The 19,038-nt window shown below is 70.2% G+C and carries 16 protein-coding genes; 1 reads left to right on the top strand and 15 read right to left on the bottom strand.

Annotated elements, in window-relative coordinates; genetic code table 11:
- Positions 1 to 50 precede the first annotated feature (50 nt).
- From AB0G47_RS08320 to AB0G47_RS08250, 15 genes are all read right to left on the bottom strand, one after another.
- Positions 51 to 1,424, bottom strand: a complete 1,374-nt coding sequence (locus AB0G47_RS08320) for a protein phosphatase 2C domain-containing protein (protein ID WP_360765526.1) — start codon at positions 1,422 to 1,424, stop codon at positions 51 to 53.
- A gap of 2 nt (positions 1,425 to 1,426) precedes the next feature.
- A complete protein-coding gene (locus AB0G47_RS08315) occupies positions 1,427 to 3,976 on the bottom strand; it encodes a tetratricopeptide repeat protein (protein WP_360765524.1) in 2,550 nt (849 codons plus the stop codon).
- The gene (locus tag AB0G47_RS08310; RefSeq protein ID WP_360765522.1) at positions 3,973 to 5,289 is read right to left on the bottom strand and encodes a hypothetical protein; all 1,317 of its coding nucleotides are present in this window, start codon (positions 5,287 to 5,289) and stop codon (positions 3,973 to 3,975) included. The genes AB0G47_RS08315 and AB0G47_RS08310 overlap by 4 nt, the downstream gene beginning before the upstream one ends.
- Before the next feature lie 39 nt (positions 5,290 to 5,328).
- Positions 5,329 to 6,342 (bottom strand): glutamate ABC transporter substrate-binding protein, encoded by a 1,014-nt coding sequence (locus AB0G47_RS08305; RefSeq protein ID WP_360765519.1) that lies wholly within the window; start codon positions 6,340 to 6,342, stop codon positions 5,329 to 5,331.
- A 17-nt stretch (positions 6,343 to 6,359) separates the two neighbouring features.
- A complete protein-coding gene (locus tag AB0G47_RS08300) occupies positions 6,360 to 7,859 on the bottom strand; it encodes a hypothetical protein (RefSeq protein ID WP_360765516.1) in 1,500 nt (499 codons plus the stop codon).
- 180 nt (positions 7,860 to 8,039) lie between these two features.
- Positions 8,040 to 8,528 carry a hypothetical protein gene (locus AB0G47_RS08295; protein ID WP_360765513.1) on the bottom strand — a complete coding sequence of 163 codons (489 nt, stop codon included), beginning with the start codon at positions 8,526 to 8,528 and terminating at the stop codon, positions 8,040 to 8,042.
- Entirely contained in the window at positions 8,525 to 8,965 is a 441-nt protein-coding gene (locus tag AB0G47_RS08290; protein ID WP_360766537.1) for a sigma-70 family RNA polymerase sigma factor, read from the bottom strand. Before AB0G47_RS08290 ends, AB0G47_RS08295 begins: the two co-directional genes overlap by 4 nt.
- Before the next feature lie 49 nt (positions 8,966 to 9,014).
- Positions 9,015 to 9,422: a DUF3995 domain-containing protein gene (locus AB0G47_RS08285; protein ID WP_360765510.1), complete on the bottom strand. Its 408-nt coding sequence runs from the start codon at positions 9,420 to 9,422 to the stop codon at positions 9,015 to 9,017.
- A 294-nt stretch (positions 9,423 to 9,716) separates the two neighbouring features.
- Positions 9,717 to 10,772: a BadF/BadG/BcrA/BcrD ATPase family protein gene (locus AB0G47_RS08280; RefSeq protein WP_360765508.1), complete on the bottom strand. Its 1,056-nt coding sequence runs from the start codon at positions 10,770 to 10,772 to the stop codon at positions 9,717 to 9,719.
- Entirely contained in the window at positions 10,769 to 12,034 is a 1,266-nt protein-coding gene (locus AB0G47_RS08275; protein WP_360765505.1) for a 6-phospho-beta-glucosidase, read from the bottom strand. The genes AB0G47_RS08280 and AB0G47_RS08275 overlap by 4 nt, the downstream gene beginning before the upstream one ends.
- A gap of 2 nt (positions 12,035 to 12,036) precedes the next feature.
- Positions 12,037 to 12,933 (bottom strand): carbohydrate ABC transporter permease, encoded by an 897-nt coding sequence (locus AB0G47_RS08270; protein WP_360765502.1) that lies wholly within the window; start codon positions 12,931 to 12,933, stop codon positions 12,037 to 12,039.
- 5 nt (positions 12,934 to 12,938) lie between these two features.
- Positions 12,939 to 13,880 carry a sugar ABC transporter permease gene (locus AB0G47_RS08265; protein ID WP_360765500.1) on the bottom strand — a complete coding sequence of 314 codons (942 nt, stop codon included), beginning with the start codon at positions 13,878 to 13,880 and terminating at the stop codon, positions 12,939 to 12,941.
- 10 nt (positions 13,881 to 13,890) lie between these two features.
- Entirely contained in the window at positions 13,891 to 15,231 is a 1,341-nt protein-coding gene (locus tag AB0G47_RS08260) for an ABC transporter substrate-binding protein (protein WP_360765497.1), read from the bottom strand.
- A 66-nt stretch (positions 15,232 to 15,297) separates the two neighbouring features.
- Complete coding sequence (locus AB0G47_RS08255) at positions 15,298 to 16,539, bottom strand: ROK family transcriptional regulator (protein ID WP_360765494.1); 1,242 nt, start codon at positions 16,537 to 16,539, stop codon at positions 15,298 to 15,300.
- A gap of 577 nt (positions 16,540 to 17,116) precedes the next feature.
- Positions 17,117 to 18,196 carry a mechanosensitive ion channel family protein gene (locus AB0G47_RS08250; protein WP_360765491.1) on the bottom strand — a complete coding sequence of 360 codons (1,080 nt, stop codon included), beginning with the start codon at positions 18,194 to 18,196 and terminating at the stop codon, positions 17,117 to 17,119.
- A 266-nt stretch (positions 18,197 to 18,462) separates the two neighbouring features.
- On the opposite strand from AB0G47_RS08250, the gene AB0G47_RS08245 reads away from it, so the two are divergent.
- Complete coding sequence (locus tag AB0G47_RS08245; RefSeq protein WP_360765489.1) at positions 18,463 to 18,999, top strand: HNH endonuclease; 537 nt, start codon at positions 18,463 to 18,465, stop codon at positions 18,997 to 18,999.
- Positions 19,000 to 19,038 lie beyond the last annotated feature (39 nt).

The raw sequence follows: 19,038 nt of genomic DNA, 5'->3' as shown, positions 1-19,038 counted from the left end.
CCGGTGGGTGACAAGTGCGTGTGCCCCGAGGCCCGTTGCAGGGGCCTCCTCTAGGCCGATCCTGCCCCTTGCGGCATGACACGGAACGGCAGAATGGCCACTGTTACGTTGTCGTGGCCCCCGCCGTCCAGTGCGTGACCGACCAGGACCTGGGCGCTGTGCAGCGGCCGTTCGGCGGAATCGGCGGGTACGGCACGTGCCATCTCCTCCACACCCTCCGCGTAGTTCCACAGTCCGTCCGTGCACACCACCACTACACCCGCACGGTCCGGCTTGAAGGAAGCGGTGTGCGGCTCCAGTTCGTACGCATCGGCGCCGAGCCAGCCCGTGATGGCGTGCGCGCGCTCGTCGGCGTACGCCTCCGCCTCGTTCATCAGACCCGCGGCCACCATCTGCGCGGCCCACGAGTCGTCCTCGGTGAGGCGGACGGTCGGGCCGCTGCGGTCGTCGGGGACCCAGTAGGCACGGCTGTCGCCGACCCAGCCGACGACCAGCAGGCCGCCGGCGACGATCGAGCCGACGAGGGTGCACGCGGGCGCGTTCTGGTGCGGGGCGTGCTCCCTGGCCTGAGTGGGCTCCGCCGCAAGGGCGTTGACCGCGTCGGACGCCGAGAGGATCGCGTCGTGCATGGCCTGCTGCGGATGCGTGCCGCGCGGCAGCGCGTCGAGCAGCGACTCGTTGGCCGCGCGCGACGCGGCGAGCGAGGCCTCGTCGGGGCGGGTCGCCGATGAGACGCCGTCGCAGACGATCGCGACGACGGCGGGCGAACCGTCCGGCAGCGCGGCCGACGAGATCGCGAACGCGTCCTCGTTGCGGTGGTGGCGCAGACCGCGGTCGCTGACCGCGGCGACCGCGCCCAGCTCCTGCTCCATGTGGTCGCGCTCGCGGGGCTGGGCGTGCCCGCAGTTCTCGCAGTAGCCGTCCGGGTCGACGCGGCCCGAACGGCAGGCCACGCAGAGCTTGGTGCCGGCCGGCGGCGTCGGCTCCGGCAGCGCCGTACGGGGATCGGCGGGCTCCGGCTCCGGGCGGGCTCCCGGCGCGGGCAGCGGGTACTCGTCCGGCTCGGCGGGGCGCTCGGCGCGGGCGACCTGCGCGTCCACCGAGAGCTCCGCACCCGCCGAGTCCGTGCCCGGCAGATCGGTCGGCAGGTGCGCGGGCACCGGCATGTCGGAGCTGTCCACGTCCGGGGCGACGGGCCAGTCCGCGGACGAGGCGTCGGACGCCCGGGGTGCCGGCGGTGCTTCTGGCGCCGCGCCGTTGATCGCGATCGTGGGATGGTCGCCGCCGTCGGCCGCGCCCACCGGCTGCGCCGACAGGTCGTACCCGCAGGCGCCGCAGAAGAGGTCACCCGCCTCCAGCGGTTCTTCGCAGCCGGGGCACGTGGAACCGGCGGCCCCGGCAGTCTGCTGGTGCATCTGCGACATCTTCACACCCACGTCCGGGGGCGGAATCGGTTGGCCCGTTCCACCAGTTCGATCCTCTCCTCGCCACCCTGGGCGAGCCGGGCAAGCGTTCGGTACGAGCGCTCGAGGCCGAAGCGGAGTCCGCGCTCGTCCAGGTCGCTGCCAAGGAGCACGGTCCGCGAGCCCGACGACGCCGTTGGCGGCGCGGCGTGACCAGAGTGACTACCGGAGAGTACCCAGTCCAGCGCCGTGCCGAGGACCTCGGTCGACAGACGCTCCCTGCGCACCGCGTCGAGGCCGAAGCCCGCAAGGGCCTCCACCTGCCCCGCGGCCGCCGTCAGGTCGTCAAGGAAGTCGAGCAGGGCGCCGCCGGGCGGCGGCGCGGTGTCCTGCGCGAGACGCTGCCGCAGCCGCGCCCTGACCGCGGCCACCCGGGCCGCCGTGTAGTGGATCGAGGCCTCCGGCACCGACTCCAGGGTGCTCACGGCGCCCCGCCGGTCGCCCGCCGCGAGCTGCACGCGGGCCAGGCCGAACGCCGCGCTGACATAGCTCGGGTCGGTGGTCCACACCAGGCGGTAGTACTCGGCCGCGTTGTCCAGCTGGCCAAGGACCTCCGCGCAGACGCCCAGGGCCAGCTTGGGCGCGGGCTCGCCGGGGAACGCGTCGTACACGGCGTCGAAGGACAGCGCCGCCGTCTCGTGGTCACCGGTCGTCAGTGCGGCGATGCCCCGGTACCAGACCACCCGCCAGTCGTCCGGATGCTGCACCTCGAGCTCCGCCAACGCCTGGGCGGCCGAGTCCGGTTCACCCATGGAGAGCCGGGCGCGCAGGCCGCGCAGCCGCAGCTCCACCGAGTCGGCGGGCGCCGCACGCAGCGCGGTGATCAGCTCGGCGGGCGCGGAGGCCATGAGCCCGGCGAGGAAGCCGGCGTTCGGGTCGTTCGGGTCGACGCGGGGCACCGGAAGGGCGAGCGACGTCGCGGGCGCGTCGAGGTGGCGGACGATGCGGGCGGGCGGCGCGGACGGGACCGGCGGCGGACCGCCGTTGCCGGCGGTGAGCTCGCGGCGCCCGGTGGGCAGCGCACGCGCCCCCAGGCTCGACACGTCCCCGGTGAGCTCGGCGAACAACTCCGTGTCCGTGACCTTGACTTCGGGCCCGAACAGCGTGGAGAGCGCGGGCCTGGGCCGCCCCGTCTGCAGCGCGACGACCTCCCGCAGGACGCCCGTGAGCTGCTCCGCCATCTCCTGCGCGGAGGCGAACCTGCGGGCCGGGTCGGGGTCGGTGGCGCGCACCAACAGCCGGTAGAAGGACTCGTACTTGCGGAAGACCTCGATGTTGTCGGGGTCCGGCAGGGAGTCGACGAACACGTTCGTATAGCCCTGGAAGTCGAAGGTGAGTACCGCGAGGGTGCGCGCCACCGTGTAGAGGTCCGAGGCCACCGAGGGCCCCGCCTCCGCGACTTCGGGGCCCTGATAGCCGACCGTGCCGTAGATAGCCGATTCCTCGTCGTCCATCCGGCGGACCGCGCCCATGTCGATCAGCTTGAGCTGGTCCTCGGTCTGGATCGCGTTGTCGACCTTGAAGTCGCAGTACAGAAGATTGCGGCTGTGCAGATGCCCGAGCGCCTCGAGAGCCTCGATGCCGAACGCGCAGGCCTGCTCCACCGGCAGCGGATCGCGCTTCCCGTCCGCCGTGCGGCGGCCGTTGGCGATCTCCTTCAGGGACTTTCCGCCGACGTACTCCATGACGATGTAGCCGTCCATGGAGCCCGTGCGCTGGTCGAGGTGCTCGACGAAGTTGTAGATGCGGACGATGTTGCTGTGCTCGATCTCGGCGAGGAAGCGGCGCTCGGAGATCGCGGCGGCCATCGCGTCCTGGTCGCCCGTGTCGAGCAGGCCCTTGAGGACCACCCAGCGGTCGGAGACCGCGCGGTCGATGGCGAGATAGACCCAGCCGAGGCCGCCGTGCGCCAGACAGCCCACGACCTCGTACTGACCGTGCACGATGTCGCCCTGGTTCAGCTTCGGCACGAACGAGTACGGGTGGCCGCACTTGGTGCAGAACCCCTCCGTGCGGCCCGGCCGGTCACCACGGGCGCGGCCCACCGGCGCCCCGCAGTCCGAGCGCGAGCAGAACCGCTTCCGCTCGGGCACCTCGGGGTTCTCCTGCACCGCCTGGCGCGGGTCGGGGCGCGGCACCTCCGGCACCTGCACCAGGCCGACGCCCAGCCTGCTGCGCCCGGACGAACCGGCCGCCGATCCCGAGCTGCGCACCGAGACCGAACGCGACGACGCCGTACTGCCGGACAGGGAGCGCGAGAGCCGCCCCGAAACCGAACGGCGCGAGGACTGGGAGCGCGACGAGGCACGTGACGAGGCACGCGAACTCGACCTGGAACTACTGCTGTTGGAGCCCTTGCCGCCGCCCGTGATGCCGGTCGGGGGCGACGACACCATGCCGGTCGGCGAGACGACCGGGGCCAGGCCACAGGTGTCGCAGTACAGCTCGCCGCCGCCCACGTCCTCGTACGACCCTGTGCATCCGGGTCGCTGGCACTTCCGCTGCTCACTCATGCTTCCCCCCTCCGGTCGGTGGGACCGCCCTGTTGCGGGACCCTCGGTGCAAGGACTTCGGCGGCCGCCTGCTGATAGCGCAGGACCGCCTGCTCGGCCACGCGCAGATCACAGGGCGCGCTCCACAGCATCCGGCGCGCCGCGTCGTACCGCTCGACGAGCAGCGGGTCCTCCGCGTGGCCGAGCCGGGCGACCTTCGCCTTGTAGGCGTCGAGGCGGCCGCGCAGCTCGGCGCGGACCGCGAGGGGCTGGGTGACGGCCGTCAACGACTCGCGGGCGCGCAGCAGTTCGTCCTCGGCCTTCTGCTCAAGGGATTCCAGGAGCGGGGAGAGCCGGTGCCACTGGGCGTGCCTGCGGTAGTCGGACGCCATGGCCAGCTGCTCCTGCAGCACCGTCGGCGGGCCGCTCACGGCGGGCACTTCGGAGGCGGCGATCTTGGCGAGGACCTCCCCGCGCGCGGACCGGGCCTCGGCGAGCGTGCGGTCCGCGCGGGAGAGCACGTCGCGCAGCCTGCCGAGCCGCAGCTCCGCGTCCTGCCGGACGGTGAGCACCGCGTCGATCTCCCGGCGTACGTCCTCCAGGGCGCGCGCCTCGCGGTCGTACCGCTCGGTGTGCGGGCGGCCGCCGCCGGGGGCCGAACTGCCCGTCGCGGGCTGCCAGAAGGCCAGCGGATCGGTCACCACCTGCTCGCGAAGAAGCGTCAGCTCGGCGGTGATCCGCTCCAGGTCGTCGCCCGCGGGATGCTCGCCGGGCCGTACGCCCACGGAGTGCGCGAGCTGGCGGGTGCGCTGCAGCTCCGCCGCCAGGAGGTCGATCCGGGCGGGCAGCGCGGACCACACCGCGTCGGCGGCGACGACCATGTCGAGCGAGTGCGCGTACAGGTCGTTCATCCGGGCGACCAGGTCGCTGAGCGTGAAACGTTCGGTCAGTTTGGCGGGCCCGGTGATCGACGACGGCGCGGGGGCGGCGCCGCCGGCGACCGTGACGCTCTCCCCGCGCAGCAGCTCGGTGAGCTCCGTCAGGTCGTCACGGTTGGGCCAGCGTCTGCGGGCCCGGATGTCGCGGGCGGTGCGCAGCGCACCCGCGTACGCGTCGAAGTACGCCCAGAGCAGGGTGATCTGCCGCTCTGTGGCCGTCCAGCGCTCCTGGGTGGTGCCGGTCAGGCCCGCACCCTCCAGGAGGCGGCGGCCCGCGTGATCCTGCAGGGCGAGGAGCGAGGTCTCGATCGCCTCGTGCTCGGCGTCGAGCCGCGCCAGCGCACGGTCCACCTCGTCCCGGTCCATCACAGGACCGGGGGGTCCCGCGACGCTCATCGATCACCTCTCCGCTCTGCGTTGCCGTGCACTTGGGGGTCAGTCGGTGTACGTCGGTGCGGGCGGTCCCGCCGATTCGCCGAGCGCCGGCTTGAGCCAGTTGTCGTACGACTTCTGCCAGCCGCTCTTGCGGTAGTCCACCAGGATCTGGTTGACCCTCCGCACCAAGTCGTCCGCGCCCTTCTCCGGCTTCTTCATCGCCACGCCGTAGTACTCCGTGTTGAGCGGCGCGTCGCCCTTCAGCTCGACCGTCGGGTCCTGGGCGGCCTGGCTCGCGGCGAGCGCGCTGTCCGTCACGACGGCGTCCACCTCACCGAGCTGGAGCCGTACCAGACAGTCGAGTTGGTTGGGAACCGTAGTCCCGATGTCGGCATCGAGGCCCTTCTTCTTGAGCTCCTCCAGCTTGGTGAGCGCCGTGGAACCCTTCGCGGAGCAGACCCTCTTGCCGTCCAGCGAGTCGTCGAACCCGGTGATGTCCGAGGACTTGGGGGCGAGGACCTGCTGGCCGGTCTTGAAGTAGGCGGTGGAGAACGCCACTTCCTTCTCGCGCTCGCAGGTGATCGTCATCGTCCGTACGACCATGTCGACCTGGCCGCTCTGGATCGCCTTGACACGCTGGTTGGTCGGGATGGCGCGGAACAGGACGGCGTCGCGGTCGCCGAGGATCTCCTCGGCGATCTTGTGCGCCAGGTCGATGTCGAAGCCTTCGAGCGTCGCCGTCTTCTTGTTCGGGTCGCGATAGCCCCAGCGGTAGCTGTTCTGGTCGACGCCGATGATCAGTTTCTTGACCTTGCGGGCCCGGATCGCGTCGATCGTCGGGCCGTCCTTGTCGTCCGGCGACAGGCTGGCCTCCGGCTTCTCGCACTCCTCGGCACGCGCGGGAGCGGCCGCCGACGAGCCCTGGCCCGCGCGGCCCGCACCGTCGTCGCCGTCCCCGGCCGCGCCGCCCGCCTCGGGCAGCACAAGGACGAGGGAGCCCGTGAGGGCACAGGCCACCGCCATGGCGGCAGCTCCGCCCCAGCCGCGCAGCCTCGCAAGTCCTCGCGTACGCATCGTCCGCTCGCCCCCTCTCACCGGTACTCCGACAGCCTGCGCCCGATGCCGAGGACGGCACCGGCCGCCGCGAGCACCGCGAGCACGGCGGCACCCACCGGAAGGCCCGCCATCGCGCTCTTGCCGTCATCGGCCGCCTGCTTGAACTCGCGCTGCTCGTGCGCGAGCGCGACCTCGAGCGCGTCGTCGACGTTGTCGAAGCACTCGCCCGTCGGCTCGTCCTTCTTGTCGCCGACGATCTTGTCGAGCGCGCCCTTGTAGTTGCCCGCGTCGTCGATGTCCCGCGCGGTCTTGTGGCGGTCCTTCCAGACCGACACGTTCTTCGCGGCGTCCTTGACGGGGTTCTTGCCCGCGTCGTCGTCGGCGATGGCCACGGCCTTGCCGAGCAGGCCGGTCTCGGCGCTGCCGAGCCGCTTCATCGACGCCTGGTAGTCGACGTCGAACTTGTCCTTGATCTCCGCGTCGTCGCCCGTGCCGACCTCGACGGTCTCGGCGCCCCGGCTGACCAGCGTCAGGTTTTCGTTGCCGCGGGCCTTGAGCGAGTCGATGCGGGCGTCGTTCAGGACGTTCAGGGACTTCACGCCGTGGTCGTACGAATCGCTGAGCCCCGACCGCGCGAAGGTGTGCCCGGCGACGAGCCAGAGCAGCACGACAGCGGATGCGGCCGTCGCGGCGACCAGGCCGTGGTTGAACACCCTGTTCGTCCGCTGATAGTTGCGCCGCTGGGCCCAGACGAGTGCGGCGAGCGCGAGCAGACCGAGGGCGATGGCGAACCAGGGGTAGGGCTTCGCGTCGTCGTAGTCGGCGCTCAGCCGCTGGTTCTCCGCGGTGTAGAGCTTCTCCGCGGCCGGGAGCATCTGCTTCTGCATCTTGTCGTTCGCGTACCGCAGGTAGGCGCCGCCGAGCGGGAGGCCCTGGCGGTTGCTCGCGCGGGCGCGCTCGATCAGGCCGGTGTACTCCGGGAGCAGCTTGTTCAGCTCGCTCACCGAAGTCGCCGCCGATGAGCCGGCGCCCGCGTTCGACGCGGCGGTCGCCAGCTTCTCGGAGGCGCTCTTGATGTCGCGGTTGTACCGGTCGCGGACGTCGGCCGGCTCCTGGCCGCCCGCCAGGAAGCCGCTGGAGGCCGCCGTGTTGGCGTCCGCGAGGGAGCGGTAGATGGCGGCGGCGTCGGCGCTCAGCGGCTGGCTGCGGTTGAGCACGCTGTTCGCGGCGTCCGAACGGCTGGTCATCTGCCAGGTGGTGACCGCGCCGAACGCCACGACGAGCAGCGCGAGCACGGCGCCGATGATGCGCAGCTTGCCGGGCTCCGTCGTCGCGGCGGCGCGCAGCCGGTCCCGGCCCTCGACCCACGCGGGCCTGCGCGGGGGCGCGGGAGCCGTCGTCTGCGCGGCAGGCACAGCTTGCGCGGAGCCCGCTTGAGGCGGGACGGCGGGCATCGTCGGCGCTGCCTGTCCTGGCGGCGCGGCGCTGCCGTTCGGCGGGTATGTCACCTTGACCTCGACCTCCCCCTCGGTCATCGGACGGTCACCTCCGCCCGCCGTGCGCGGCGCGGGAGGAAGTGCACGGCCGCAAGTATTGCCGCAGGGACTGACATCCGCACAGGCCTTGACTGGATCTTGTGCGGATCAGCCTGCCCGGACGACCGCCCCTTGAACAACGCGAAGATCGCGCACCACCCCTGCCCTTGAATACGCGATTCAGAACAGTTCGGTTCCCGGCCCTGCCAATGTGCTCAGCCGCTCCAGGCTCCCACGTCCCTCGCGCCGCACCCCGATGGGCACGAGCGCGGCGCGCCCCGGAATCCGTACGCCGCCCGTGAACGCGACCCGCGTGCCCGCCCCTTCGGGCGCCGCCGCCACACCGATCAGCAGGAACCGGCTCTGCAGCCAGCACCAGCCGGGGCGGCGCACGCCGCGCAGCAGGGCGCGCATGCCGTAGCGGCTGCGGGCCAGGGCCTCGATGTGCTCACCGTCCGCACGCAGGACGCGCAGCTGCCGCATGTCCGGGACGATCCGGCCGAAATCGCCTTCCAGGTCGGCGAGATGGGCCTGAATCCGGTCGTACGGGACATCGAGGTACCCCTCGGTGACGTGGGCGTTGCGGATGCCGGCGGCGAGGACGTGCAGGCTGCGTACGTTGTCCAGGTCGGCGGCGGGCCAACCTCGGTCCGGCTGATGGTTCGTCATGAAGTCCACGCCTTCCGGAAGGTGTCGCGCGCCCGGTGCAACCGGGACTTGACGGTGCCGACGCGGATGCCGAGCAGCTCGGCGGCGGCGCGTTCGTCCAGGCCCTCCACGTCGCGCAGGACGAGCACCGCGCGGTGCTCGGGGGAGAGCCGGTCCAGTACGTCCCGTATGTCGGCGGCGAGTTGGGGGTCACCGCGTGCGGGGAGCGTGCTGAGGTCGGCGGGTACGGCGCGGGCCGCCCGCTTGGCCAGGCGGACCGCCTCGCGTACGGCGATGGCCCGCACCCAGCCGTGCAGGGCGGCCGGCTCCTTCAGGGTGCGCAGGGCGCGGAACACGGCGACCAAGGCCTCCTGGGCGGCGTCCGGGCTCTGCTCCAGGGCGATGGGGCCGCAGATGCGGCCTACGTAGGGGGTGAGTTGGTCGAGCAGACTCGCCATGGCGAGGGTGTCGCCGCGTTGCGCCGCGCGGACCAGGCGGGCTGTCTCCTCATCGGACACGTACGGCTTCCTCCCTGCGGGCGACGCGCATGGCCGCCGCGCACAGGATGGCGCAGAGCGGTGTGTAGAGGCCCAGGTTCAGCCAGTAGAAGGCGGTGTCCGTCTCCTTGGCGAAGAGCCAGTACACGCCTGCGAGCGTCCGCAGGGAGAGCCCCGCGGCGACGGCGAGGGTGCCGAGGCGGCTTCCCGCCAGGACGAGGGCCGAGGCGGTGAGCAGGAGGGTGGCGAGGGGGATCAGGACGGGCGGGGTGAAGGGGACGTCGGCGCCGAGCACCGCGTACGACAGTGACTGCTCGCTTGCCGCAGGCCAGGTCTGGCCGGTGGCCCAGTAGAGGTGGAGGAGGGCGTCGGCGGTGAGGACGGCGGCGATGAGGGTGGCTGCGGGGTGGCGTGGCATGGGGGCCTCCTGCGGGGGTGGGCGGTGCGTCATGAGTGACGGACACCCTGCAGAGGAGCCGGGGCGGTGATTCGTTCCCCCGGGGTTTCTTCCCCAACCCCGCCCCTTCCTGAAAGCGGGGCTCCGCCCCGGACCCTGCATGTGGCTCTGTACCGGGGCTGCGCCCCAGACCCCGCTCGAGCCCGCCGCTTCACGGCGGATCCTTTCCCGCCCACCCACCCGATTGCCCGCAGCTGCCCGCCCACCCTTTCAGCCCGTCCGGCGTTTGAGGACGAACTCGGCGGAGCCGGTGATTTACCGAGCCACGTGGCCGGCGGAGCCGGGGGATTCGGGAAGGGGCGGGGTTGGGGAAGAAGAACCCTCGTAGTAACCCCGTACCCGCTCCAACGCCCCCGCCGAAGCCCCCACATGGTCAAGCCCCAGCAGCGCCGCCCCCAGCACGGGGCGTACGGACACCACTCGAGGGACCGCCTTCGGGGCGCGTGTGGCCAGCAACGCGCGCACGGCGTCGTCCAGTTGAGGGTGGCCCGCGGCCAGCACGCTGCCGCCGAGCAGGACCGGCGTCTCCTCCTCCAGGAGGTCAAGGCGGGTCAGGGCGACGCTCGCCATCGCCACCACCTCCTCCGCCAGCCGGTCCACGATGGCCCGCGCCACCGCGTCCCCCTCCGCCGCCGTGGCGAAGAGGACCGGCGTCAGTTCATGCCGCCGCAGCTCGTCGATCCGGGACAGATGCAGCGCCTCGATCAACGCGTACATGGACGGCAGTCCGAAGTGCGCCGGAAGAGTGCGCGCAAGAGACGTGGGGCCGCCGCGCCCGTCCTCCGCGCGGGCCGCGTGCCACAGGGCCTCCTCCGCTAGGCCCCAGCCGCCGCCCCAGTCACCGGAGATCCGCCCGATCGCGGGGAAGCGGGCTGTCCGGCCGTCCGGGCGCATCCCCACGCAGTTGATGCCCGCCCCGCACACCACGGCGACCCCGCGCGGCTCGGCGACCCCCGCCCGCAGGATCGCGAAGGTGTCGTTGCGCACCGTCACGCTCGCGCCCCAGCCGCGCGCGTTCAGCGCAGCCGCCAACTGCTGCTCCTCCACCGGGAGATCGGCGTTGGCCAGGCACGCCGAGACATGGTCGGCGCCGAAGGCCCCTGCCGCCCCGGCGGCCCCTGCGGCCGCGAACACCTCGCGCACCGCCGACTCCAGGACGTCCACGGCCGTCTCGACGCCCACCGCCGGCGGCTGGAACCCGCCGCCGCGCGCCGCCGCGACGACCGTGCCGTCCGCGGCGACCAACGCGACGTCGGTCTTGCTGTTGCCCGCGTCGATCGCGAGAACCGACCCGGATACGGAACCGCTCATGCCCACGCGAGGTGCTCCCGGTTGTGCGCGATCAGCTGATCGGTGAGCTGCTCGGCGTACTCGAACTGGCCGATCAGCGGATGGGCGAGCAGCGCGCGGTAGACACGGTCGCGGCCGCCCCGCAGCGCCGCCTCCAGGGCCAGGTCCTCGTACGCGGTGACGTTGGCGGTCAACCCCGCGTACAGCGGGTCGAGTTCGGGCACGGCGAGCGGCCTGGCGCCCTTCGTGCCGACCGCCGCCTGCACCTCGATGACCGCGTCGTCCGGCAGGAACGGCAGCGTGCCGCGGTTGTAGGTGTTCACCACCTGGTAAGGGCTGCCGCCGCCGGCGAGCAGCGCCGCCGCCAGGTCCACCGCGGCCTCCGAATAGAAGGCCCCGCCCCGCTTGGCGAGCAGCTCCGGCTTCTCGTCGAGGGCCGGGTCGCCGTACATCTTCAGCAATTCACTCTCCATCGCGGCGACTTCGGAGGCCCGCGACGGCTTGGTGCGCAGTTCGCGTACGACCGCGTCGTGGGCGTAGAAGTAGCGCAGGTAGTAGGAGGGGACGACGCCGAGCCGGTCGAGGATCTGGCGCGGCAGGCGCAGGTCCGCCGCGATCGCGTCGCCGTGCTGGGCGAGCAGCCTGGGGAGCACGTTCTCGCCCTCGGGGCCGCCGAGGCGCACCGCCGTCTCCCAGGTGAGGTGGTTCAGGCCCACGTGCTCCAGATGGACGTCACCGGGGGTCACGTCGAGGAGCTTCGCGAACTTCCGCTGGAAGCCGATCGCCACGTTGCACAGGCCGACCGCCTTGTGCCCGGCCTGGAGAAGGGCTCGCGTGACGATGCCCACCGGGTTGGTGAAGTCGATTATCCAGGCGTTCGGATTCGTACGCCGTACGCGCTCGGCGATGTCCAGGACCACCGGCACCGTCCGCAGCGCCTTCGCCAGGCCGCCCGCGCCCGTCGTCTCCTGGCCGACGCAGCCGCACTCCAGCGGCCACGTCTCGTCCTGGTTGCGCGCGGCCTGACCGCCGACGCGCAGCTGGAGCAGCACGGCGTCGGCGCCCTCCACACCGGCGTCCAGGTCGGCGGTGGTGACGATCCGGCCCGGGTGGCCCTGCTTGGCGAAGATCCGCCGGGCCAGGCCGCCGACGAGGTCGAGGCGGTCGGCCGCCGGGTCGACGAGCACCAGCTCCTCGATGGGGAGGGTGTCCCGCAACCGGGCGAATCCGTCGATGAGTTCGGGGGTGTAGGTGGATCCTCCGCCCACCACGGCGAGTTTCATGGTCAGCCCTTCACTCCGGTCAGCGTGACACCCTCGACGAACGCCTTCTGTGCGAAGAAGAACACGAGGATCACAGGGGCCATGACCAGCAGGGTCGCGGCCATGGTCAGATTCCAGTCGGTGTGGTGCGCGCCCTTGAACGATTCCAGGCCGTACGAAAGGGTCCAGGCGCCCGGGTTCTCGGACGCGTAGATCTGCGGCCCGAAGTAGTCGTTCCAGGCGTAGAAGAACTGGAACAGGGCGACGGCGGCGACGCCGGGCTTGGCCATCGGGAGCACGACCCTGATGAGCGTCCTGAACTCTCCGCAGCCGTCGACCTTCGCGGCGTCGACGTACTCGTTCGGGATGGTCATCAGGAACTGCCGCAGCAGGAAGATGGAGAACGCGTCGCCGAACGCCATCGGGATGATCAGCGGCCACAGCGTGCCGGACAGATCGAGCTGCTTCGCCCAGAACAGATACATCGGGATGATGATCACCTGCGGCGGCAGCATCATCATCGAGATGACCAGCATCAGGGAGAGATTGCGGCCCCTGAAGCGGAACTTGGCGAGCGCGTACGCCACGGGCAGCGAGGACACGACCGTCAGGAGGGTGCCAAGTCCCGCGTACAGCAAGGTGTTTCGCCACCAGGTCAGAAAGCCCGGGGTGTCGAAGACCTTGCTGTAGTTCGACCACTCCCAGGTGTCCGGGATCAGATCGCGGGTGAGCGTCTGCTGGTCGTTCATCAGCGAGGTGAGGAAGAGGAAGACGAACGGCAGCAGGAAGAACAGCGCCACCGTGACGCCGAGCGTGTGCACGGCGATCCAGTGCAGGAACGCCTTGCGGCGTGCGGTGCGGGCAGCGGGAGTGGTGACGCCCCCGCTCAACTCAGACGTACGTTCGAGTAGTTGGACCATGATGGTCAGTCACCTGCCTGGATGAGGCCGCCGCGCCGCCGCATCAGAAGCGCGGTGAACGCCATGGCCAGGGCGAAGAGCACGAGCGCGATCACACAGGCGGAGCCGTAGTCGAAGCGCTGGAAGCCGAGGTTGTAGACGAGCTGCGGGAGGGTCAGCGTCGACTTGTCCGGGTAGCCGGGCTCGAACTGCTGCCCGGAGCCGCCGATCACGCCGGACGCGACCTTCCCCGCGACCAGGGGCTGCGTGTAGTACTGCATGGTCTGGATCACGCCCGTGACCACCGCGAACATCACGATCGGCGAGATGTTCGGCAGCGTCACGAAGCGGAACCGCTGCCACGAGGACGCGCCGTCCAGCTCGGCGGCCTCGTACTGCTCCTTCGGCACGTCGAGCAGCGCGGCCATGAAGATGACCATGAGGTCACCGATGCCCCACAGGGCGAGCATCGTCAGGGCGGGCTTGGACCAGGCGGCGTCGTTGAACCAGCCCGGGGCGGGAAGGCCGAGATCACCGAGCAGCGAATTGACCGGCCCCGTACCGGGGTTGAGCAGAAACGCGAACGCCATGGTGGCGGCGACCGGCGGCGCGAGATAGGGCAGATAGAAGAGAGTCCGGAAGACTCCCGCACCGGTCTTGATCTTGGTGATGAGGAGCCCGATCCCGATGCCGAAGACGACCCGGCAGGACACCATGACGACGACCAGCCACAGCGTGTTGCGCAGCGCGGGCCAGAAGAGCGGGTAGTCCGCGAAGACATAGGACCAGTTGTCCGTCCCCGTCCAGGTCGGCGGCTTGAAGCCGTCGTACTGCATGAACGAGAAATAGACGGTCGAGATCAGCGGATAGGCGAAGAAGACCGCGAAGCCGATCAACCAGGGCGACATGAAGGCGGCGGTCCGCAGCGCCGAACGCCGCCGCTTCGAGCGCAACGTATACGTACTCATCGGACGACGGCTACTTCGCCTGCTCGATGTCCGTGTCGATCTCGTCGGCGGTCTTCTTCAGACCGGCCTTCAGATCCTTCTGCTTGCCCTTCTCGAAGTCGAAGCCGAGGTTCTGGACGGAGACGAGGTAGGGGCCCCCGTTGATCGAGGCGGGAGTGGTCGTCGAGTCCGGGTTCTCGGCGATGTCCAGGAACGTCTTGAAGCGCGGGTCGTACTTCAGCTTCGGCGACTTCAGGGCTGCGTGCGTGGACGGCACATTGTGGATGGCATTGGCGAAGTCCACGACGGCGTCCGTGTTCGTGGTCATGTATTTGACCAGCTCCCACGAGGCGTTCTGCTTCTTGCTGGTGGCGGCGATACCGGCGATGGTTCCGATGACGTAGCCCTTGCCGTACGTCTCCTTCTGGTCGTCGGGAACGGGCAGCGGGGCGACGCCGATGTCGAATCCGACCTTTGCCTCCTTCGCCATCCCGAGCCGCCACTCACCGTCCATCTGCATGGCCACCTGCCCGGTGTGGAAGGGATGCTTGGCCCCCCACTCGTCACCAAAACTTGACCGGTACTTCTCCAGCTTCTGATAGCCGCCGAGTTCATCGACAAGCTTCTTCTGATACGTGAATCCATCGGCGAAGGCCGGATCCTTGGCGACGTTCGACTTGCCGTCCTTGTCGAAGTACGTGGGGGACCACTGCGCGAAGTAGTGCTCGGTGGTGGTCTCATAGCCGTGATAGTTCGGCATGAACCCGAGCTGCTCGTAGGAGTCACCCTTCGTCTTGGTCAACTTCTTGGCGACGGAGGTGAATTCGGACCAGGTCTTCGGCGGGCTCTTGATGCCGGCCTTCTTGAACTCGTCCTTGTTGTAGTAGAGGCCGTACGCGTCGCCGAGGAGCGGGGCGGCGCAGCGGTTGCCCTCGAACTGCGTGTACTCGTTCATGGTCTTCGGAAATGTCTTCTCCGGATCGATCTCATCCTTCTTGAAGAAGGGATCGAGATCGACCCAAGCACCCGATGAACAGAACTTGCCGACGTTGTTTGTGGTGAAGGAGGAGATGACGTCCGGGGCCTTCGAACCACCCGCACGCAACGCCTGATTGATCTTGTCGTCGTTCATGTTCCCGACGACCTTGACGTGAATGTTGGGGTGCGCCTTCTCGAAGGCGTCGACATTCGCCTGGACGGCCTTCACCTCGGACGGCGCGCTCCAGCCGTGCCAGAAGTTGATCGTCGTCTCTTTGGACGCGTCGTCGTCCGCACCCGAACTGCTCTGCCCCGTACAGGCGGTGGTCGCGAGCAGGGCTATGGAGGCGGTCACGGCGAGCGCGACGGCGGTCGCGCGGCGGTTTTCGGGCATGACGGAGTACTCCCTGGGCAGGACGGGCTCGGACGAGGGGTTACGTCAGGGGGTGCGGGGAGGGGATCAGCGCGAGGTGTCGAAGACCTCGTCACGGGTGGCGGCCAGCGCGCTCTCCAACGCGCCGCGCAGCACGGGGTGTTCGGCGACTTCCCCGACGACGAGACGGGGACGTGAGACGGCCAGCTCGTCGAGCTCGGCCTGGATCAGCTGACGCAGCGGCTCGCCGCCCGCGGTGTGCAACGAGCCGCTGAGCACGACGAGTTCGGGGTCGAATACGGCGATGAGCGAGGCGAGACCGGTGGCGAGGCCGGTCGCGTACGTCTCCAGGAGCTGCCGGTGGGGCCCGTCGTCGACGGCGGCGGCCTGCGCGAGGAGGGCGGCGGCGACATCGGCGTACGGCCCGTGGGGGATGGGCGAGATCCCGAGATCGCGCGCGAGCTTCGGGATGACCTGCGACCCGGCAAGCTCTTGATAGCCACCGCTGTTGGCCTTGGTGACCTGGCGTACGAGAGGGGCGCCGGGGACGGGCAGGAACCCGATCTCGCCCGCGCCGCCGGTCCAGCCGCGGTGCAGCCGCCCCCCGATCACAAGGGCGGCGCCGAGCCCTTCCTGATTCCACAGCAACACGAAGTCTTCATGCTCTCTCGCCGCGCCGAGCCGCTGCTCGGCGATCGCGGCGAGGTTTACGTCGTTCTCGTACTCGACGGGCATCGGCAGCGCGGCCGCGAGCTCGTCGAGGAGGGTGGCGAAGTGCCAGCCGGGCAGGTGCGAGGCGTACCGGAGGCGGCCGGTGTTGGGGTCGAAGGCGCCGGGGGTGCCGATGACGAGCCGGTGCACATCGGAACGGGCGAGCCCGGCGGCCTTCACCGCACCGTCGAGTGCCTCGGTCACCTGGCGTACGACGGGTTCGGCGCGGCGGCCGGGCGTCGGGAGCCGGAACTCGCCGACGGTCTTGCCCGTGACGTCGGCGACGGCGGCGCGGATGCGGTCGGGGTTGACGTCGAGTCCGGCGGCGTAGGCGGCGGTCGGATTGACGCCGTACAACTGGGCGTTGGGCCCGGGCCGGCCCTCGGTCGTCCCGGTGGCCTTCACCAGACCCGCCGCTTCGAGGCGGGCGAGGAGCTGGGAAGCCGTGGGCTTGGAGAGCCCGGTGAGCTTCCCGATCTTCGTTCGCGACAGGGGGCCGTGCGCGAGCAGCAGATCGAGGGCGGCGCGGTCGTTCATCGCGCGCAGGACCCGCGGGGTGCCGGGCGTGGACCCGCCGCCGGTCGCGCCGCGGGCCGAACTCTCGGTCGGGCCACCCATGAGCTGCTCCTCGCCCCTGCGTCAGTACGGAACGTGCCTGTACGGACCGTACCGGCGCCACACTGTTAGGAAACTTTCCTATTGGGTGTGAGGAAGGTAATTCCGGCGTGGCGGGGGCGTCAAGAGCGGGGGTGAGGGCGGCAACCAAGTCGTTACCTGGGTGCACAAGGGGGGCGCGCGCGATGGGCAAACGCAACTTTCCCAAAGTAGGTTCCCCACCCCCCTCTCCCGGCCACCCCGGAAGATCCGGTCGTCAGACGCTTGACGAGACCGGCACCGCTCCCCGGACCGGCCGCGCACCCCTCCAGCCTCACGGCACGCTGCGACGAACTAGTCCGCACCCGGCCGCGAAGCCGGACGCCCCAAGGACTCGTCCCCGTGAGCCCCGCTTCGTGGCCGCCCGGTCAATTCGCTTCTCGCGGTGGAGGGTTGGGTGTCAAGGGTGAAGCGCAGCGGAATCGGCGCAGCCGACGCGACCGAAGGGAGCGCCCTTTACACCCGGCCCGGAACCGCCAACCTCAGGACAACCGGGCGGCCCCGGCACCCATCAAAGCCACAGGCCCACCAAAGGCCCCCGCTACTTCGAAAGATTCGGCGGCGGCGCAATCGGCGAAGCCGCCAGCGACTGGGGCGAAGTAGAAGACGCGTACGCGGAAGGGGCCGCAACTCCCGCCGAGGGATCGGGCGCCGTCTCCTCCGCCGCCTGCAGGGGCAGTCCGCCCACGATGCGGATCCCCGCCGCGTCGAACGCCCGCTTGATGCGCCAGCGCAGCTCCCGCTCCACACCCAACGCCTTCCCCGGCATCGTCTTGGCGGAGACGCGCACCACCATCTGATCCAGGAGCACACTGTCCAGGCCCAGAACCTCCACCGGCCCCCACAGCCGCTCGTTCCACGGCTCGTCCTTCGCCATGGTCTCGCCGACCTCCGTCAGCGTGGCCTTCACCTTCTCCAGGTCCTCGTCCGGACGGACCGTCACGTCCACGCCCGCCGTCGACCAGCCCTGGCTGAGGTTGCCGATGCGCTTGACCTCGCCGTTGCGGACGTACCAGATCTCGCCGTTGTCGCCGCGCAGCTTCGTCACACGCAGGCCCACCTCGATCACCTCGCCCGACGCGACGCCCGCGTCGATCGAGTCGCCCACGCCGTACTGGTCCTCCAGGATCATGAAAACGCCGGAGAGGAAGTCGGTCACCAAGTTCCTCGCACCGAAGCCGATCGCCACGCCCGCCACACCGGCGGACGCGAGCAGCGGGGCCAGGTTGATCTGGAACGTGCCGAGGATCATCAGCGCCGCCGTGCCGAGGATCACGAACGACGCCACCGAACGGAGGACCGAGCCGATCGCCTGCGAACGCTGGCGGCGGCGCTCCACGTTCACCAGAAGCCCACCGAGCGCCGTGCCGTCGACGGCCTGCGCCGTGCGGTTCATGCGGTCTATCAGCTTGGTGATGGCGCGCCGGATCAGGACCCGCAGGACGACCGCTATGGCGACGATCAGCAGGATGCGGAGCCCGATGCTGAGCCAGGTCGACCAGTTCTGCTCCACCCAGCTCGCGGCGTTCGTCGCGCTCTCCTGGGCGTCTTCCAGGGTCGGGGGCTTCGTCGACTTGTCGTCCGGGTCCGATCCGGCCGCCGACAGGACGGACAAGAGCACGGCAGGTACCTCCAGGCATAGCGGTCTGCCCAGAAGATGCGCCGGGCAGAGACACCACACTAACGGGGCATTGTGTGTGGATCGTTGTCATGTTCGAGGGAGAGACGGTGTTCACCTGGGGAAGATGAGGGTGACGTACAGGTGTGGTCGAAAACACTCCGAGCCCGTTACCAGGACATGGTGGCGCTTGGACCAGGCATGAGGGGAGACTGGCTACAGATCGTCCCGGCGCGAGCCACGCGCCGCCGGCGTACAAGGAGGCATCCGTGCCGCACGTCCTGGTCCTCAATGCGTCGTACGAGCCACTGGGTGTCGTACCGCTCCGCCGCGCGCTCGTCCTCGTCCTGGAGAACAAGGCTCTCTGCCTCGAGGAATCCGGCGCCTTCATGCACAGCGCAACGCGCACTGTCCCCGCACCCAGCGTGGTCCGCCTCAAGCGGTTCGTCCGGGTCCCTTACAGGGGGCCCGTTCCTCTGACCAGGCGGGCGCTCTTCGCCCGCGACGGCGGTCGGTGCATGTACTGCGGTGGCGTCGCAACCAGCGTCGACCACGTCATTCCGAAGAGCCGTGGCGGTCAGCACGCCTGGGAAAATGTGGTGGCTTCCTGCCGCCGCTGCAATCACGTCAAGGCCGACCGGCACCTCCTGGAGCTGGGATGGCGCCTGCGTCACAAGCCCGCGCCGCCCTCGGGGCTCGCGTGGCGCATCATCGGGACCGGGCATAGGGATCCGCGCTGGCTGCCGTACTTGCAGCCGTTCGGCGCGGACGACGCGATGGCTCGGATCGACGGCATTTCTGCCTAGCAAACGATCCGGGCCTTTGTTGTACGTGAACGCGTGAAC

The organism is Streptomyces sp. NPDC021622 (assembly GCF_040640795.1).
Taxonomy (GTDB): Bacteria; Actinomycetota; Actinomycetes; order Streptomycetales; family Streptomycetaceae; genus Streptomyces.
Note: the sequence above shows the minus strand (reverse complement) of the source record. Positions and strands in the feature narration are given on the sequence as shown.

Coding starts and splice junctions, on each gene's coding strand:
- AB0G47_RS08270 (WP_360765502.1), bottom strand. CDS start 12,933: ATGGTCCAACTACTCGAACGTACGTCTGAGTTGAGCGGGGGCGTCACC.
- AB0G47_RS08255 (WP_360765494.1), bottom strand. CDS start 16,539: ATGGGTGGCCCGACCGAGAGTTCGGCCCGCGGCGCGACCGGCGGCGGG.
- AB0G47_RS08265 (WP_360765500.1), bottom strand. CDS start 13,880: ATGAGTACGTATACGTTGCGCTCGAAGCGGCGGCGTTCGGCGCTGCGG.
- AB0G47_RS08260 (WP_360765497.1), bottom strand. CDS start 15,231: ATGCCCGAAAACCGCCGCGCGACCGCCGTCGCGCTCGCCGTGACCGCC.
- AB0G47_RS08290 (WP_360766537.1), bottom strand. CDS start 8,965: ATGGCGAGTCTGCTCGACCAACTCACCCCCTACGTAGGCCGCATCTGC.
- AB0G47_RS08305 (WP_360765519.1), bottom strand. CDS start 6,342: ATGCGTACGCGAGGACTTGCGAGGCTGCGCGGCTGGGGCGGAGCTGCC.
- AB0G47_RS08310 (WP_360765522.1), bottom strand. CDS start 5,289: ATGAGCGTCGCGGGACCCCCCGGTCCTGTGATGGACCGGGACGAGGTG.
- AB0G47_RS08315 (WP_360765524.1), bottom strand. CDS start 3,976: ATGAGTGAGCAGCGGAAGTGCCAGCGACCCGGATGCACAGGGTCGTAC.
- AB0G47_RS08285 (WP_360765510.1), bottom strand. CDS start 9,422: ATGCCACGCCACCCCGCAGCCACCCTCATCGCCGCCGTCCTCACCGCC.
- AB0G47_RS08295 (WP_360765513.1), bottom strand. CDS start 8,528: ATGACGAACCATCAGCCGGACCGAGGTTGGCCCGCCGCCGACCTGGAC.
- AB0G47_RS08300 (WP_360765516.1), bottom strand. CDS start 7,859: ATGACCGAGGGGGAGGTCGAGGTCAAGGTGACATACCCGCCGAACGGC.
- AB0G47_RS08280 (WP_360765508.1), bottom strand. CDS start 10,772: ATGAGCGGTTCCGTATCCGGGTCGGTTCTCGCGATCGACGCGGGCAAC.
- AB0G47_RS08320 (WP_360765526.1), bottom strand. CDS start 1,424: ATGTCGCAGATGCACCAGCAGACTGCCGGGGCCGCCGGTTCCACGTGC.
- AB0G47_RS08275 (WP_360765505.1), bottom strand. CDS start 12,034: ATGAAACTCGCCGTGGTGGGCGGAGGATCCACCTACACCCCCGAACTC.